Source organism: Streptomyces sp. NPDC008150, assembly GCF_042956945.1.
Taxonomy (GTDB): Bacteria; Actinomycetota; Actinomycetes; order Streptomycetales; family Streptomycetaceae; genus Streptomyces.
In genome coordinates, this window is record NZ_JBIBHJ010000002.1 from 480,457 (window position 1) to 496,372 (window position 15,916).

General features: G+C 73.9%; 13 protein-coding genes. 12 read left to right on the plus strand and 1 reads right to left on the minus strand.

Translation table 11 applies throughout. The features are described 5' to 3' along the window. Nucleotides 1-594 precede the first annotated feature (594 nt). From ACFZA0_RS08130 to ACFZA0_RS08180, 11 genes are all read left to right on the plus strand, one after another. Nucleotides 595-2,073, plus strand: a complete 1,479-nt coding sequence (locus ACFZA0_RS08130) for a hypothetical protein (RefSeq protein ID WP_391013108.1) — start codon at nt 595-597, stop codon at nt 2,071-2,073. Nucleotides 2,074-2,438: 365 nt separating this feature from the next. Next, entirely contained in the window at nt 2,439-3,413 is a 975-nt protein-coding gene (locus ACFZA0_RS08135) for a GH25 family lysozyme (protein ID WP_391013109.1), read from the plus strand. Nucleotides 3,414-3,628: 215 nt separating this feature from the next. Next, nucleotides 3,629-5,275, plus strand: a complete 1,647-nt coding sequence (locus tag ACFZA0_RS08140; RefSeq protein ID WP_391013111.1) for an ABC transporter substrate-binding protein — start codon at nt 3,629-3,631, stop codon at nt 5,273-5,275. Nucleotides 5,276-5,384: 109 nt separating this feature from the next. Then, nucleotides 5,385-7,697, plus strand: coding sequence for an alpha/beta fold hydrolase (locus ACFZA0_RS08145; protein WP_391013112.1), 2,313 nt, complete (start codon nt 5,385-5,387; stop codon nt 7,695-7,697). After that, entirely contained in the window at nt 7,694-8,773 is a 1,080-nt protein-coding gene (locus ACFZA0_RS08150; RefSeq protein ID WP_391013114.1) for an ABC transporter permease subunit, read from the plus strand. The genes ACFZA0_RS08145 and ACFZA0_RS08150 overlap by 4 nt, the downstream gene beginning before the upstream one ends. Further along, nucleotides 8,770-9,690 carry an ABC transporter permease subunit gene (locus ACFZA0_RS08155; RefSeq protein ID WP_391013116.1) on the plus strand — a complete coding sequence of 307 codons (921 nt, stop codon included), beginning with the start codon at nt 8,770-8,772 and terminating at the stop codon, nt 9,688-9,690. The genes ACFZA0_RS08150 and ACFZA0_RS08155 overlap by 4 nt, the downstream gene beginning before the upstream one ends. Further along, complete coding sequence (locus tag ACFZA0_RS08160) at nt 9,690-11,795, plus strand: dipeptide ABC transporter ATP-binding protein (protein ID WP_391013118.1); 2,106 nt, start codon at nt 9,690-9,692, stop codon at nt 11,793-11,795. Before ACFZA0_RS08155 ends, ACFZA0_RS08160 begins: the two co-directional genes overlap by 1 nt. 72 nt (nt 11,796-11,867) lie before the next feature. After that, the gene (locus tag ACFZA0_RS08165; RefSeq protein ID WP_391013120.1) at nt 11,868-12,542 is read left to right on the plus strand and encodes a helix-turn-helix domain-containing protein; all 675 of its coding nucleotides are present in this window, start codon (nt 11,868-11,870) and stop codon (nt 12,540-12,542) included. Nucleotides 12,543-12,876: 334 nt separating this feature from the next. Next, the gene (locus ACFZA0_RS08170; protein ID WP_391013122.1) at nt 12,877-13,455 is read left to right on the plus strand and encodes a SigE family RNA polymerase sigma factor; all 579 of its coding nucleotides are present in this window, start codon (nt 12,877-12,879) and stop codon (nt 13,453-13,455) included. After that, nucleotides 13,452-14,183 (plus strand): hypothetical protein, encoded by a 732-nt coding sequence (locus ACFZA0_RS08175; RefSeq protein ID WP_391013124.1) that lies wholly within the window; start codon nt 13,452-13,454, stop codon nt 14,181-14,183. Before ACFZA0_RS08170 ends, ACFZA0_RS08175 begins: the two co-directional genes overlap by 4 nt. 262 nt (nt 14,184-14,445) lie before the next feature. Beyond that, a complete protein-coding gene (locus tag ACFZA0_RS08180; RefSeq protein WP_391013126.1) occupies nt 14,446-14,703 on the plus strand; it encodes a hypothetical protein in 258 nt (85 codons plus the stop codon). 27 nt (nt 14,704-14,730) lie between these two features. Here ACFZA0_RS08180 and ACFZA0_RS08185 read toward each other — a convergent pair whose 3' ends face one another. After that, entirely contained in the window at nt 14,731-15,228 is a 498-nt protein-coding gene (locus ACFZA0_RS08185) for an FBP domain-containing protein (RefSeq protein ID WP_391013127.1), read from the minus strand. A gap of 68 nt (nt 15,229-15,296) precedes the next feature. Between ACFZA0_RS08185 and ACFZA0_RS08190 the strand changes: the two genes are divergently transcribed. Further along, complete coding sequence (locus tag ACFZA0_RS08190) at nt 15,297-15,914, plus strand: WHG domain-containing protein (RefSeq protein ID WP_391013129.1); 618 nt, start codon at nt 15,297-15,299, stop codon at nt 15,912-15,914. The last annotated feature ends 2 nt before the right edge of the window (nt 15,915-15,916 follow it).

The window sequence follows — 15,916 nt, forward strand, 5'->3', positions numbered from 1 at the left end:
AGCCTCGCCTGTCGCCGCGAGTGCCCCAACTCAGCGGCGCAGTGGACCGGTTGGCCTCACGGGCGCCGGGAGGGCAGCGAACGGCCGCAGAGCGAGACGCCCTTGCCCGCGAGGTACGGCGGACGGCAGGATGTCCGCCATGGATCTTCGTACCCGACCGGAGGGCCGGCGCCGCGCCGTCGGCTTCGCGCGCCCCAGCGCCCCCAGTCCGCGATCCTGTTGTCGCCGCTGAGCACGGCGGCCTGACTCCTTCCGCACCGCTGCCCGGCCGGCACACCGGCCTGCTCCGGCGTGCGGAATTCCTGCCGGTTCCGGTGGGCCCGCCTCGCAACCAGCCCGGCCCTTGCGGCTGTTCGCAGGACGGGTGCCGGCCTCTGCCGGTCCCCCGCCGCTGCCGAACGGCCAACGGGGCGCAGTCATAGGCCGGTTGACGGCCTCGACTCCCGGAACCCCTCGCAGGCCGCTTCCACCGTTCGGCGGGAGGGCACCGGGGCCTGCCCCGAAAGTGCCCGCCCGCCCCTTGCGCCGTGCCGTACGCACCGCGCCCAGCGCCCCACCCGCCCGCGATTCCCTTCCCCTCACCTGGAGTTACCCATGCCGTCGTCAAGACCGCGTTCCGCGCCGCCCCGCTCCTCCCTCGTACGGCTGTGCGTCGCCACCGCCTGCGCCGCCGTGTTCGCGGCCGTCGCCACGGGCCCCGCGGACGCCGCCTCGACCACGTTCGGCCCGGCCGTCGCGCACAATCCGTACGCGGGGCCGGACGGCAGCGCCACCATGCACGGCGACTCCGCGTCCTCGGACACCACGCCGCTGCCCGGACCGGGCGCGGGAACGCTCACCTCCAAGCGGATCGCGCTCGCGTCGGCCTGCCCCACCGTCCTGATCGGCTCGGACGGTTACCCCGTCGCGCTGTGCACGCCGATCTTCGGGCAGGTGCCGACCGTGCACCTCCTCGACCCCGCCGACGGGGACTCGATCGCCACGCTCACCCTCACCAAGGGCTCGCTGCTCGGCGGCGTGTACGCCTACCTCGACCAGAACGACCGCCTGGTGGTGATCGACGGCAGTCACCGGCTCCTGCGGATCGGGCATCACCGCGGGACGGACGGCAGTTGGTCCCTCTCGGTGGACTCCGCCCTCTCCCTGACCTCGGCCGTGCCGTCCGGCGACGACGTGACGGGCATCGCCCCGGACTGGCAGGGCAGGGTCTGGTTCGCCACCGGCGGCGGGGTCGTCGGCACGGCGGACGACAGGACCGGTGTCGTACGGACCCTTCAACTGCCCGCCGGTGAGCGGGTGGACAACAGCATCTCGACCGCGCCCGCCGGGACCCTGGTCACCACCACGTACGCCACGTATCTGCTGACCGCCTCGTCGGACGGGACCCCTCAGATCTCGTGGCGGCAGGCCTACGACCGCGGAACCGCCCGCAAGCCGGGGCAGTTGAGCCCCGGCAGCGGCTCCACCCCGACGTTCTTCGGTCCCACCGACGGCACCGACTACGTGGCGATCGTGGACAACGCGGACACCCGGGAGAAGCTCCAGGTGTACGCCACGTCCACCGGCCGGCTGATCTGCTCCACGCCCGTCCTGGTCTCCGGCGGCCCCGGCAGCGAGAACTCACCCATCGGCGCGGGCCGCAGCGTCTTCGTGGCGAGCACCTACGGCTATCCGTACCCCAAGGTGCCGGACGACGCGGGCACCAGCGTGCCCGCGTCCGCCGACTTCACCGGCGGCCTCACCCGGGTCGACGTGCGTGCCGACGGATCGGGCTGCGACCTGGTGTGGGACAACAAGCTGCGCTCGGCCGCCGTGCCGAAGCTGTCCACCGGGGACGGCAAGCTGCACACCGTGCTGCGCGACCCGTTGATTCCCGGCACGACCGGCTCCGGGATCCTCGACCCGTACCGGTACGCGGAGATCGATCCGAACACGGGCCAGGTGACGCGCAGTTCGTCCATCGGCGTGGGCTCTCTCTACGACACGCTCCAGATGGCGGGGAACGCCGCGCCGGGCGGCGTCTGGTACCAGGGAACGGTGACGGGGGTCGTGAGGATCTCGGGCGGCCAGTAGCGGCCGGCTCACTCCCGACGGGGGCCGGGGCGGACCGACCGCCCCGGCCCCCGCACGTTTCGCAGCGAGCCGGCCCGCCGGTCCCGCCTGCGGTTCTCCTCTCGAACACGCGTGGCGGCGTCGCCCCCGGATCGGCACCGCACAGGTGACGTTGGCATGAATCCGGTACAACGGCGCACCCGTACCCGTACGTTGACTGTCTCACCTGCCTCAGTGGCGCACGCGGGTCCGCAGGCGGCACGGTGGGCGGCCCGTCGGAACGGCCCGCCCCCGCCCGAGACGGCCCCGTCCCCGGGCAGGTCCGTGCAACTGCTGGAATCCGGGGCCTGCTTCGCACGCGGGGTCCCGGACCGAGAGGACACCGTATGACGATCACGGGCATCGACGTCTCCGGCTACCAGTCGGAGACCTACGACCTGTCCGGCCACGACTTCGTGTTCGTCAAGGCGACCGAGGGCGTCTCGTACACGAACCCGCGGCACGCGGCCCAGGTGACGCGTGCGCGGAACAACGACCGGGTGGTGGGGCACTACCACTACCTCAACAGCAATTCCATGTCCGCACAGATGGACTACTTCCTGCGACAGGCCGACGCGAAGGCGGGCGACCTGCTCGCCGTGGACTGGGAGGAGACCTCGGTCACCTCGGCGCAGAAGGACCAGGCACTGAAGTATCTCCAGAAGCAGGCACCCGGCCACCGTGTACTCCTGTACTGCAACCGGGACTTCTGGCTGAACCGGGACACCTCGTCGTACCGGGCGGACGGCCTGTGGATCGCCCAGTACAACGGGCACCCGGGCTCCCCCGACATCGACGCGGCGTGGGTCGTCCACCAGTACACCAGCGACCCGATCGACACCAACGTGGCCGCGTTCAGCAGCCGTTCGGCGATGGCCGCGTGGGCGGCCGGCACCACAGACCAGGAGGACGACATGCCGCAGGAAGTGAACCTCGGTTCAGCCTCGTACACGCTGAAGCCCGGCGGCTGGGACAGCATCGAGTACACCACCGAGTGGATCGACGAGACGGGCGACCACGCGTCGGGCGGTTCGGTCTTCGCCCGCGGGGCGTGCAAGTTCTCCGGCACGCTCAGCCTGCACGTCAAGGGTCTCGCCCCGGGCGAGACCGTGCAGGTCCGCATGTCCGAGTACACGGGTGACAACTTCGTGCAGGACCATCCGATCGACGAGGCGGTCGGCACCGGCGGCGACACGTATCACGTCACGCCCCTGGTCAAGCATCTCGCCTCCGGCCACAGCATGCGGGTGCGGCTGCTGAACACCTCCGCCTCGCCGGTGACCGTCACCAGCGCCGTCCTCACCGCGCTGGTCTGGAAGTAGCCGCCCGGCCCGTCCGCCGACCCGTCCACGATGCCCGTGGCGCCCGCCTCCCGGTGGGTGCCACGGGCATCGTCGTGCTCCCCCGGCCGGTCCGCGCGCCGCCCAACGTCCGCCACTCGGGCACCCTTTGACACCTTTCGACGTTGCGGATACTGTCCACGCCCAGTTGGGCATCCTCAGTGGACGCGCTGGACAGCACACGTTAGGTGGTTCCCGTGAAGTCGGAGCCGGGTGGTCAGGTCGGTCGACGCGACATCCTCCGTATGACCGGGGCGGGCGTCGGCGTGCTCGCCGCGTCGTCCCTGCTCGCCGCGTGTTCGCCCGGCCCCCGGAGCGACGCCTCCGCCTCCGGCGGTTCCGCGTCGGCCGCGGCCGACGGCACCGACACGCCGATCGACAGCCTCACCCTGGCGCTGCCGTCGTCCCTGTCGAGCCTGGACGTCCGGCGCGAGGCGGGCATCCTCAACTACGTCGTCGCCGCACTCGTGCAGGAGTCCCTGCTGTCGGTCGGCCCGACGGGCAAGCTGGAACCCGGCCTCGCCGAGTCCTGGAAGCAGGCCGACGCCACCACGTACGTGTACACGCTGCGGCGCGGCGCCGTCTTCTCCGACGGCAGCGCCGTCACCACCGACGACGTCGTCGCGTCCGTCGAGGCGGCCCGCGAGAAGTCCAGCTCCCTCGCCTACGCCTGGGCCAACGTGGCGTCGGTCAGGGCCACCGGGCAGCGCGAGATCACGATCAGGCTGAAGGCCGCCGACGCCGCGTTCTCCTGGACGCCGACCCCGGGCACCCTGCTCGTGAGCAGCCGCGCGTTTCTGACCAAGCACAAGGACGACGTCGGCACGCCGAAGACGCTGCTGCTGGGCTCCGGGCCGTACAAGGTGACCTCGTTCGCCGCCGACGACCACGTACAGCTGGAACGCAACGACGCGTGGTGGGGCGACAAGCCGGTCCTGCACTCGCTGAAGCTGTCCTTCGTGCCGGACGCCGGGACCCGGCTGGTGGCCATGAAGTCGGGGTCCGTGGACGGCGCGCTGGACCTCGCCTCCGACGAGGCCCGCGGCTGGGAGTCGAGCGCCCGCGTCACCTACACCGGAGACCGGTCCGTCGTCTCTCTCGCCTTCGACACGGCTCGGGCCCCGTTCGACGACATTCACGTGCGCCGGGCCTTCGCGTACGCCGCCGACCGCTCCGGCATGGTCAGCGGCATCCTGCACGGCAAGGCGGAGGTCGCCTCCACGCTGGTCTCGCCGCAGATGTGGGGCGACCTGCTCGGCTCCGACGAGGTGAAGGCCGGGTACGCGGAGCTGCCGTCGTTCGACTTCAGCCTGACGCGGGCCAAGTCCGAACTCGCGAAGTCGGCCCACGCGGACGGCTTCACCGTCGAGCTGACCTACCCCAACAGCGGCCCGCAGCTGGGCAAGGGCGCGCTGGCCCTCGCCGACTCGCTGAAGGACCTCGGCATCACCCTCACGGTGAAGGAGGTCACCCTCGAACAGTGGATCGCCGACCTGGTGCCGGGCAAGAAGCCGCTCCAGTTCCTCTGGTACTTCCCCGTGACCGGCGACCCGTCCGAGCTGACCGACGCCTACCTCAAGAGTTCCGCCTCGGCGACCAACCTCGCGCACTACAGGAACACCGCGGTCGACAAGGCGCTCACCGCGGCGAAGGGCGAGACCGACGAAGCCACGCGCGGCAGGCAACTGCTCAGCGCCGTACGGTCGTCCGCCGCCGAGCTGCCCTACCTGCCGCTGTGGTGGGCGCAGACGGCGACCGCCCTGTCGGACGACCTGGTGCTCGAGGAGCCCGGCGCGTTCACCTTCGTCGGCCCCTGGGCCACCCGGCTGCGGCGCACCACCTGAGACCGCGTGCCGGGCACCCTTCCCCCGGGGTGCCCGGCACGCGCAGCAACTCGGCCGCACCGCCCGTCGGTTGACGTCCGCCCCACCCGCACGACGATCGGATCCCACGATGTCCAGCACCTCTCCTCCCCCCGCCGCTGCGGAGCGGCCGCGGGCCGGCACCGTGCGCCGGGTCCAGGAGGCGCTGCTCGGACTCGACCGCCCCGTCGAGGCGCGCGTCAGCCCCGACGGCCGGACCGTGGCAGTGACGGTCGCGGGTCCCGCGTGCACGGACGTGATCCTGGTCCCCGCGGACGGCTCGGCGACCGGGCGGGCCGCGTCCGCCGCCAACCAGCCCCCGCACGCGGGCAGTTCGGCCGCTTCGGCCGACTCCGCGCAGCCCGTCCACCGGCACCGCCCCCGCTGGCTGCCGGACTCGCGGACCCTGCTGCTGGTGACCGAGGCACCGCCCGAGCGGCCCGGCGCGACGGCCCTGCCCGCGCTGACCGCCTGGGACACCGCGACCGGTGCGCGGCGCACCCTCGCCCGTGTTCCGGGCGCCGTCGAGGACCTGCTGGTGGCCGACGACGGCACCGAGGTGCTGCTGCTCGTCGCGGACGACGGCACCGAGCGCGACGGCATGAACCTGGGGCTGCCGGTCCGCCTCGGCCCCGCCCCCGACCCCGAGACGTTCCGTCCGGGCGCCGGGCGGCGGCGGCTCCTGCACGGCGAACTCCCGCTTCCCGAGGCCCTGTTCGCCACGGGCGGCCAGGTCCGCGCGGAGCTGCGCGACGCCGGGCCCACCGGGCTCACGGTGTGGAACTGCGCCTGGCGCGGCGGGAGTACGGCGGTGGCGACCGTGTCGGAGGAGACCCTGCCCGCGGGTTACTACCGGGCGCGGTTCGCCCGGCTCGGTCTCCACGACGGTTCGGCCGGGACCCTGTACGAGTCGGAGGGCCAGCTCGCCGCGCCGGCGCTCAGCGCGGACGGCCGGCGCGCGGCCGTCGTCGAGGGCATCTCGATCGTGGCGGGCCGCCCCGTCGTGGTGGACCTCGCGGACCCGGCCGCGGGGCCCGCCGTGCCGACCCCGGCGGAGGACGTCACCTGGCTCCGGTTCGTCGCCGGGTGTCCCGACCGTCTGCTGACCGCGGGATGGTGCGGCACCGGAAGCCGGGTCACCGAGGTGCGTCTCGGCGCGAACCTGCCCGGCGGCGCCGACGTGACCGTCCGGGGGCGGTCCGGGGCCGTGCTCGGCGGACCGACGTTCCAGCCCGCCCTCACGCTCAGCGCGGACGGCTCGCTCGCCGCGAGCGTCCTCGATGGACCCGGGCTGCCGCCGCAGGCCGTCGTCGCGACGACGGCCGGGCCCGACGCCTGGGCCTGGCGGCCGGTCACCGCACTCAACGGAACCACCGGGAACGGCACTTGGGGCGACGAGGCGGACGCCGGCACCGCGCCCGGTCTCGCCGAGCTCGCCCGGGTCCGGACCCGCGAGACGTCATGGACGTCGGCCGACGGCAGCCCGGTGCACGGCCTGCTCCTGGACGCGCCGGGCGTGCCGGTCCCCGGCGGTGACCCCGGCGACGACGGCGCGTCCGCGCACGCGCCCCGGCCGCTGGCCGTCGTCGTGCACGGCGGCCCGTCCTGGCTGTGGTCGGCGCACCACGCGCCCGCCGACGTCCTCGGCCTCGCCCCCGCGCTGGCCGCGGCGGGCTGGCTGGTGCTGCTGCCCAACCCGCGCGGCTCCAGCGGCTACGGACTCGACCACGCCCGCGCCGTCGTCGGCACCTTCGGCGAACGCGACCTCGACGACCTGCTCACCGGGGTCGCCGCGCTGACCTCGGCCGGAGAGGCCGCGGCGGACCGGGCCGCCGTCCTCGGGCACAGCTACGGCGGCTACCTCGCCGCGGTGGCCGCCGCCCGCACCACGGTGTTCCGGGCGGCGGTGGTGGTCTCCGCTCCGACCGACTGGCTGAGCTTCGCGCACACCTCGGTCATCGGCGGAGGCTACGAACTCACCTACCGCATCGGCGACGCGGCGACCCCCGAGGGCCGTGCCCAACTGCTCGCCCGGTCACCGGTGTTCGCCGACGCGGGCTCCCCGGTGCCGACCCTGCTGCTGCACGGCGAGCACGACCGGGTCACACCCGTCTCGCAGGCGCAGGAGCTGTACCGGTCACTCGCCCGGCGCGGCACGACCCCGGTGGAACTGCACGTCTACCCGGGCGAGGGCCACGAGTTCACGGACCCGGCACACCTGCTGGACGCCGCCGCCCGCGCCGAGGCGTGGCTCGACAGACACGTGGTCGCGGGTCCGCGCGCGGACCCCTCCGGCCCGGAAGGTCCCGACGGCCGTCCGGCGCCAGAGCCCGGTCCCGCCGCGACCGTTCCCGGCGGGCGCCCACCGATCCGCGCCTCCGGCACGACGGGAGAGACACCATGACCGCCGTCGATCAGGCCCCGGCCGCACCGGCCGCCCGGCCTCCGGTGCCCGATCCGCCCACGCGGTCGGCGCGGCTCCGGTCGGCGCTGCCCCTGCGGTACGTGCTGCGACGGCTGGCCGGCACCGCCGGGCTGCTCGTCGTCCTGTCGGTCGCCGTGTTCGCACTGGTGCGCATCGCACCCGGCGACCCCGCCCGCACCCTGCTGGGCGCCCGCAGCGCGACCCCCTCGGCGCTGGCGGCCGTGCGGGACCGGTACCACCTGGACGACCCGTTCGCCGCCCAGTACGGGCACTGGCTGCTCGACGCGCTCCACGGTGATCTCGGCACCTCCATCAGGACCGGCGAGAGCGTCTCGTCCGCGCTCGGCGACCGGCTCGCCGTCACCGCCGAACTGGTCGGACTGGGCTTCGCGGTGGCGCTCGTCCTGGGGCTGCCGCTCGGCGTCGTCGCGGGACTGCGGGCACGCCGGGCCGCCGACCGGGCGGTGCAGACCCTCGGTGTGGTGGCCCTCTCCACCCCGGCGTTCGCGGGCGGACTCCTCCTCATCTACGTCTTCTCCCTGATGCTGGGCTGGCTGCCGGCCTACGGCCCCGGCACGGGCGGCGCGGGCGACCGGCTGCTGCACCTGGTACTGCCCGCCGTCACCCTGGGGCTGGCGGTCACCGCCGTGCTGATCAAGCTGACGCGCGCGGCCGTCGTCCGTGAACTGGCCCGCGAGCACGTCACGTTCGCGCTCGCCCGCGGGGTCCCCGTGCGGACGGTGACGGTGAAGTACGTCCTGCGGGGCGCCCTCGTCCCCGTCACCACCGGCGTCGGACTGGTCCTCGCCTACCTGCTGGCGGGGACCGTCATGGTGGAGCAGGTGTTCGCCCTGCCGGGTCTGGGCCAACTGCTGGTCGACTCGGTGACGTTCCGCGACGTCCCCGTGGTGCAGGCCGAGGCACTGCTCGTCGCCGCCCTGGTCTGTCTCGCGAACCTCGTCACCGACCTCACCCATCCCCTGGCCGACCCGCGGCTGCGCCCCGCGCCCGTCGCGCGCCGAGGACGGTCCGCCGTCCGGAAGGGACCGTCATGACCACCGCCGGCAGCCCGACCACCGGGCCCCCGCCCACGACTCCCACCGCGCCCGCCGACGCGGACGCCACCGCCGAGGCCGGCCTCGTGGGGGCCGCCGCCCCCGGGCGCCGCCGCCGGCCTTCCGTACTCACCCTCGTCTGTGCCGTCCTCGCGGCGCTGATGGCGGTGGCGGCCGTGGCCGGACAGTGGCTCCTCCCGGACTGGGACGCGCAGGACCTGCTCACCGGCGTCTCGATGCCCGGCGGCGGTCACCCCCTCGGCACCGACGAACTCGGCCGCGACGTCGCGGAGATGGTCGTCGCGGGAGCCCGCAGCACGCTGGCGGGGGCCGCGCTGGTGGCCCTCGGTTCCATGCTCGTCGGCAACGCGCTGGGCCTGGCGGCCGGTTACCTCGGCGGCTGGACCGACGCCGTCGTGCGCCGCTGGGCCGACCTGCTGCTCGCGCTGCCCGCGCTCCTGGTGACCATCGTGGTCGCGGGCATCGGGGGCGGCGGTTACGCCGTGGCCGTCGGCGTCCTCGTGGTGCTGACCTCGCCCGGCGACACCCGGCTGGTGCGCTCCGCGGTCCTGGAGCAGCGGCACCGCGCCTACGTGGAGGCCGCGGAGACGCTGGGCCTGTCGCGGACGGCCGTCATGGTGCGGCACATCTGGCCCAACGTGCTGCCCGTGGTCGTCGCCAACACCACCCTCAACTTCGCGGGTGCCGTCGTGACGCTGTCCTCCCTGTCGTTCTTCGGCCTCGGCGTACCGCCCGGCGCACCGGACTGGGGACGCATGCTCGCCGAGAACCGCACGCTGCTCTACGACAACCCGTCCGCCGCGCTCGCCCCCGCCGCCGCGATCATCGTGTGCGCCGTGGTGCTGAACCTGCTCGGCGACCGGCTGTTCGAGGCCTTCTCCGACCGGAGCTCCTGATGACCGCCGACTCCGCCTCCCCCTCCGCCGCCGCGCCTGCGGGCTCCGTCGCGACGCCCGCGGCTCCCGCGCCGGGCGACCTGCTCGACGTGCGCGGTCTGCGCGTCGTCGCCACCCGTGGCGCCGGTGCGCACGCGGTCGTCCTCGACGGGGTGGACCTGCGGGTGGCCCCCGGGGAGTGCGTGGGCGTGGTCGGCGAGTCCGGCAGCGGCAAGTCGCTCGCCGTGCGGGCGGTCGTCGGCCTGCTGCCCGAGGGCACCGCCGTCGACGGCGGCAGCGTGCGGCTGTCCGGGCGGGAGGTGCTCGACCTGCCGCCGGCCGCCCGGCACGCGGTGCGCGGACGCCAGGTCGCCCTGCTGCTCCAGGACCCCTTCACGATGCTGCACCCCCAGCTCACCTGCGGGGCGCAGATCGCGGACGGCCTGCGCGCGGAACTGCCCGCGCTCGCCGCCGCACGCGGGCGCCGGGCTCGGCGCACGGCGGAACGGCGGGAGATCGCGCGCAGGCTGGCCGAGGTCGGTCTGCGCCCGGAGGTGGCCGACCGCTATCCGCACGAGCTCTCCGGCGGCATGCGCCAGCGCGTCGCCGTGGCCGCCGCCCTGGCCGGCGATCCGGAACTGCTCGTCGCCGACGAACCGACGACCGCGCTGGACGCCGCCAACCAGGGTGCCGTCCTCGACCTGTTGCGCTCGCTCCAGCGGGGGCGCGGCATGGGCCTCGTCCTCATCACCCACGACCTGCGGGTCGCCTTCTCCGCCTGCGACCGGGTGTACGTCCTCTACGCGGGCGCGGTGCTGGAGGAGGGCCGCGCGGCGGAACTGGAAGCCGATCCGCGACACCCCTACACCGCCGGGCTGCTGGCGTCGGAGCCCTCCGTGCGCGAGCGGTTCGAGCGGCTGCCCACGATCCCCGGGTCCGTGCCCCCGCCCGGCAGGCGCGGCGCCGGCTGCCCCTTCGCCGACCGCTGCCCCCACGCGGCACCCGTCTGCGGGAGCACCACGGTGAGGCTGCGGCCGGTGGCCGCGGCCCCGCGCGGCGGCGAGCCCGGGACGCGGCTGTCCGCGTGCCTCCGACTCGCCGAGATCGACGGCCCGTTGACCCCCGAGCGGGTGACGGGGGACGCTCCGCCACGGGCGGCGGAAGCACCGGCACCGGCCGGCTCGGCCCGCGCGGACGACACGGACACCACGGCCGGCACGAACAGCACGGCCGGCGCGAACATCACGGCCGGCGCGGAGAGCGGCTCGGGAGCGGGCGATGCCCCGGCCGGCGTACCCGCCCTGCGCGTCGACAGCGTGAGCCGTACGTTCCGGTCGGACGCCGGCGACCACGTCGCCGTGCGCGGGGTCTCGCTGACCGTGGCGGCGGGGCGGGTGACGGCGCTCGTCGGCGAGTCGGGGTCGGGCAAGACCACGCTGGCCCGCGTCGCGATCGGGCTGGAGACGTTCGACGCGGGGCGGGTCGACGTGGCCGGGCTGCCGCTCGCGCCGGGACGCCGGCCGACTGTCGCGGAGCGGGCCCGGCTCGCACGGCGGGCACAGATCGTCTTCCAGGACCCGTACGCGTCGCTCAACCCGCTGCGCACCGTGAGTGCGACGCTGCGCGAGGCGCTTACCGCCGCCGGGCAGGACACCCGGGTCGGCAGACGCGAGCGGGCGGAGCGCGACCGGCGGCGCGTGGACGAACTCCTCACCCAGGTGGGGCTGCCGACCCGGTACGCGGCACGACGCCCAGCGGGGCTGTCCGGCGGTGAACGTCAACGCGTCGCGCTGGCAAGGGCGTTGGCCGTCCGGCCCCGGCTGCTGATCTGCGACGAGGCGGTCGCGGCCCTCGACGTCTCCGTCCAGGCGCAGTTGCTCAACCTGTTGGCGCGGCTCCAGCGCGCCGAGGGGTTCGCGGTGCTGTTCATCACCCACGACCTGGGCGTGGTGCGGCAGATCGCGGACGAGGTCGCCGTGATGTACGAGGGCGAGATCGTCGAACGGGGACGCACGGCCGACGTGCTGGACCGGCCGGCGCACGCCTGGACCCGGCGCATGCTCGCCGCGCTGCCGTCGAGCACCTCCCACGGCCGGGACCCCTCGGGTTCGGAGCCCCTAGACTGACGCCGACCGGAAGATCACCCACGAGCCCGTACAAGCCCCACCGCGCGTGGACCGAGCCGCCGAGGAGGATGGGTGTCCGCCACCCCCGCCGTCCCCGCCCGTCCGGAGAACGAGCCCGCCAGCTCCGCCCCGGCGGCCGAACCGGACGGCACAGCACCCGAGGAAGCGGACCGAGGGGCAGCGGGCCCGGTGTCCGCCCCTCGCGGTTCGGTACGTGACGCCCTGTCGGCGAACCTCAACCAGCGCCGCCTGGCGCGTGGTTGGAGCCTGCGTTCGCTGTCGGCCGCCACCGGGATCAGCAAGGGGCTGCTCTCCCAGATCGAGCGGGCCGAGGCCAATCCGACGCTCGACGTGCTCAGCCGCATCGCCGACGTGCTGGAGACCGATCCGATCGACCTGCTGCGCCGTTCACTGGCCCGGCCGGAGATCGTCCGTGCCGCCGAACTGGCCGAGCCCGAGGGCGAGACGTCCGTGAACCTGTTGTTCGCGACGACCGGGCACGGCCGCGCGGAGATCTACCGCTCGCGGCTGCACCCGCACACCAGGAGTCAGGTCAGCTCGCACGGCGCGGGTTCCGTGGAGTACGTGATGGTCGTCTCGGGCCGGGTCTCGCTCGTCGTGGACGACGTGCCGTACTTGCTGGAGACCGGCGACAGCGCCCGGTTCGACGGCCGGTCGGCCCACTGCTACACGACCGAGGAATGCCCCGCCGTCACCCACAGCATCGTCGGGTTCCCGCCCAACTGACCTGCTGCTCGGTCACGTTGGCGTTCACCCTGCCACGGGCCGGTACGTGTAACGGCGGTCGGCGGGTCGGCCCGGGGCGCGCCGTCGAGCGGTGAACGGCCGCCACCCGGCGCGGGGCGCCCCTCGTCCGTCGGGACGGCGCGGGCGAGGTCGGCGTGAGTGACGGTTCCGGGGTCGGGGTGTCCGACGGGGACGGGCGTCCTGCGGCGTCGAGGCGGTGCGCCAGGGCCGCCGCGGGCTCCGCGACCGTGCCCGCCTTTTTCCCGAGAGATCGCTAGCGGCCTCTGCAACGGTTCCGGGTGCTCGCGGACTCTGTGGGGCGAGGAGGTGAGCCATGAGAGACATGGCCAGACCGGCAACCGACGCCGGCTACGGCTCCGATGACTTCCAGGCGTTCGTCATCGGGCGTTGGTCCGGACTGTTGCGGACCGCGTATCTCCTGACCGGAGAGCAGCAGGCGGCGGAAGACCTCGTGCAGGGCTGCCTGGAGCGGACGTTCGTGGCCTGGCGGAAGGTTTCGCAAGCCCGGGACCCGGACGCCTACGTGCGACGCATCATGGTCAACGCGCATGCGCGCAAATACCGCAGGGGGCTCAAGGAGTACCTCTCGCGCGGTGACGGCTCGGGGCTCGGGAGCGAACTGCCGGAGAACGAGGATCGCATCGGCCGGGCGGACGACCGCTGGGACCTGGTCGCGGCGCTGGCCCAACTGCCGGTCCGGCAACGGGAGGCCGTCGTGCTGCGGTACTGGGAGGACCTGAGCGAGACGCAGACGGCCGCCGCGATGGGCTGCTCGGTGGGCACCGTGAAGAGCAACGCGGCCAGAGGGATCACCCGGCTCCGGTCCGCCTTCGGGCTGACCCACCCCGGTACCGACACAACCCAGGTGATGCACGAAGGGCGGACAACATGACGGACACAGGCGCCGACATCTCCACCATGCTCGCCGACGCCGCGCGGCGCGCCCAGGTCGAGCACGCGCCCGTCCACGCGATCGTTGCCGGCGGCATGCGACGCAGAAACAGACGTCGTGCCGCCGGACTGGCCGTCGCACTGGCCGTCGTGTGCACCGGCGGCATCGCCACGACGTCCTGGTTGGACGAGGGATCCGGCGCCGCACCCGCCGCGGCCGAACAGCGGTCCGCGCCCCGCCCCGTGACGGAAGTGATCGCGACGGGGCTGCTCGACGGGAAGCCCTGGAGCCTCAGTGTGGATGTGTGGAAACGTGCCGCGGACGCGAAGGAGGCAGGCCGGGTGTGGGACGCGATGGCGGAGGTCGAATACCCGGACGCACAACGCGCGGGTGGCGCGGCAGGGCCCCAACTCACCACAACGGGCTGGTACTTCGCCAACCTGAAGGTGGGTGAGCGGCACTCGTTCGTGGACGACGGAGCACTGAGCGGAACAGAGGACCGCAAGGTGGAGACCGTTTGGGGGAAGCTCTCCCCGACCGGCTCCGGTTGGTTCCTCTTCGGGCGGACCCTCCCCGGGGTTCACGCCGTCCAGTGCACCTGGAACAACGGGCGGAAGGTCACCCCCGAGTTGCACACGATCGCCGGAACCGGCACCCGGTTTTTCGCGATCGACATCCCTGCCCCCAAATCGATCACCGAAGCACCCCGGTGCACGGCCGCCGACTGACCCCTCCACCGCGGTCCCGGTGACCGAGAGGGAGCGCGCCCGTGCCGCCGCGTGCGGCGGCACGGGTACGCCGGACGTCCGCCGCCGTGCCCGGCGAACCGCGTGGCGCGCGCTGCGCGCGGCGCGCGCTGCCCCGGGAGGCCGCACAAGGGAGTTGCCGCACGACGGGGGCCGCGCGGAGCCGCCGGGCCACACGTGTGTACGGTGGTCGTCCCGCGGTGGCCAGTGGCGCCTTTCCGCATCGACGTGGAATGGTGGCGCGATGAGCACGAACGACTACGACCGGGTCCGCGTCGGCATCGAGACGATGACCGCGTACGTCTCCGGCAACGTCCTCCTGACCAAGTACATGATGGAGCGCCGGGACTCGGACGGGAACCTGGACCAGGTCGCGGACGGCGCGACGGCGCTGTGCGCGCTGCTGCTGCGGCAGATGGCGCAGATGACCGGCAAGTCCGAGCCGGAGATCCTCCAGGAGATCGCCCGCGGCCTCAACCGCACGGAGCAGAACGAGGGTTGATCCGCGCGGGCCGGACCGCCGGCCGGGTCAGTCGAGGACCTTGCCGACGAAACCCGAGAGGTTGTCCAGCAGCCGGGCGATCTTCTCCGCCGGGGTGAGCGTCTCGTCGAAGCCCTTCCCGGCGGAGGCCTGCCGCTTGCCGCGCACGTACAGCGAGCAGGCGAGGTCGGCGCACAGGTACTTGCCGACCGTGTTCCCCTGCCGGCCCGGTTCGCCCGTGCGGCGGGCGCTCATCAGGGCCACCCCGCCGCTGGTGTGGGTCGTGAGGCACAGCGAGCACATGCTGCGGGCGGTGAAACTGCGGCTCGCGCCCCCGGCCGCCCGCATCGACAGGCCGAGCAGCCCGCCGTCGTGCCGGGCCACCAGGTACGCGCGGTCCGGCGCGCCGGGGTCCCGCCAGCCGAGGAAGTCGAGGTCCGCCCACGGCAGCTCCTCCAGGTCCCTGGGGACGCTCAGCCGCTTGGCCTCACCCTTCGAGCAGTTGACGAACGACGCCCGGATCTGGGTCTCGGTGATGTGTTCCACTGTGCCGAGGCTAGCTTCCCTAATATATTTAGGCAAACGATTTATTCTCCTAGCTGGAGGGAGCTCGCATGGCGCGTACGGGCATCACCCCCGAACGTCTGACCAGGACCGCGGCGGAACTCGCCGACGAGATCGGCTTCGACAGCCTGACCGTCTCCGCGGTCGCGCGCAGGCTCGGGGTGAAGGATCCGAGCCTCTACGCGCACATCCGCAACGCCCGCGACCTCAAGGCGCGGGTCGCACTGCTGGCCCTGGAGGAGCTGGCCGACTCGGCCGCCTCCGCGCTCGCCGGCCGGGCCGGGCGCGACGCCCTCACCGCCTTCGCCGACGCCTACCGCGACTACGCGAGACAGCACCCCGGCAGGTACGCGGCGAGCCGCTTCGAGCTGGACGACGAGAAGGCCAGGGCCAGCGCCGCCCCCCGGCACTCCGCGATGACCCGCGCCATGCTGCGCGACTACCACCTGCCCGAGCCCGACGAGACGGACGCGGTGCGCTTCCTGCACGGCGCGTTCCACGGCTTCGTGAGCCTGGAGACCGTGGGCGGCTTCAGCCACACCCCCCGGAGCGCCGACGCGTCTTGGGCGTGGATGCTGGACACCCTCGACTTCGCGCTCCGCAACCGGCCCCGCACCGGGCCCGGACCCGAGCGGAAGTCCCCGGACACGGGTGGCGCGCTGGCCTGAGC

Bases quoted from the DNA above. Each gene is read 5' to 3' on its own strand.
- ACFZA0_RS08180 (WP_391013126.1), top strand. From the start codon at position 14,446: ATGAGCACGAACGACTACGACCGGGTCCGCGTCGGCATCGAGACGATG.
- ACFZA0_RS08135 (WP_391013109.1), top strand. From the start codon at position 2,439: ATGACGATCACGGGCATCGACGTCTCCGGCTACCAGTCGGAGACCTAC.
- ACFZA0_RS08130 (WP_391013108.1), top strand. From the start codon at position 595: ATGCCGTCGTCAAGACCGCGTTCCGCGCCGCCCCGCTCCTCCCTCGTA.
- ACFZA0_RS08170 (WP_391013122.1), top strand. From the start codon at position 12,877: ATGAGAGACATGGCCAGACCGGCAACCGACGCCGGCTACGGCTCCGAT.
- ACFZA0_RS08190 (WP_391013129.1), top strand. From the start codon at position 15,297: ATGGCGCGTACGGGCATCACCCCCGAACGTCTGACCAGGACCGCGGCG.
- ACFZA0_RS08145 (WP_391013112.1), top strand. From the start codon at position 5,385: ATGTCCAGCACCTCTCCTCCCCCCGCCGCTGCGGAGCGGCCGCGGGCC.
- ACFZA0_RS08175 (WP_391013124.1), top strand. From the start codon at position 13,452: ATGACGGACACAGGCGCCGACATCTCCACCATGCTCGCCGACGCCGCG.
- ACFZA0_RS08160 (WP_391013118.1), top strand. From the start codon at position 9,690: ATGACCGCCGACTCCGCCTCCCCCTCCGCCGCCGCGCCTGCGGGCTCC.
- ACFZA0_RS08150 (WP_391013114.1), top strand. From the start codon at position 7,694: ATGACCGCCGTCGATCAGGCCCCGGCCGCACCGGCCGCCCGGCCTCCG.
- ACFZA0_RS08155 (WP_391013116.1), top strand. From the start codon at position 8,770: ATGACCACCGCCGGCAGCCCGACCACCGGGCCCCCGCCCACGACTCCC.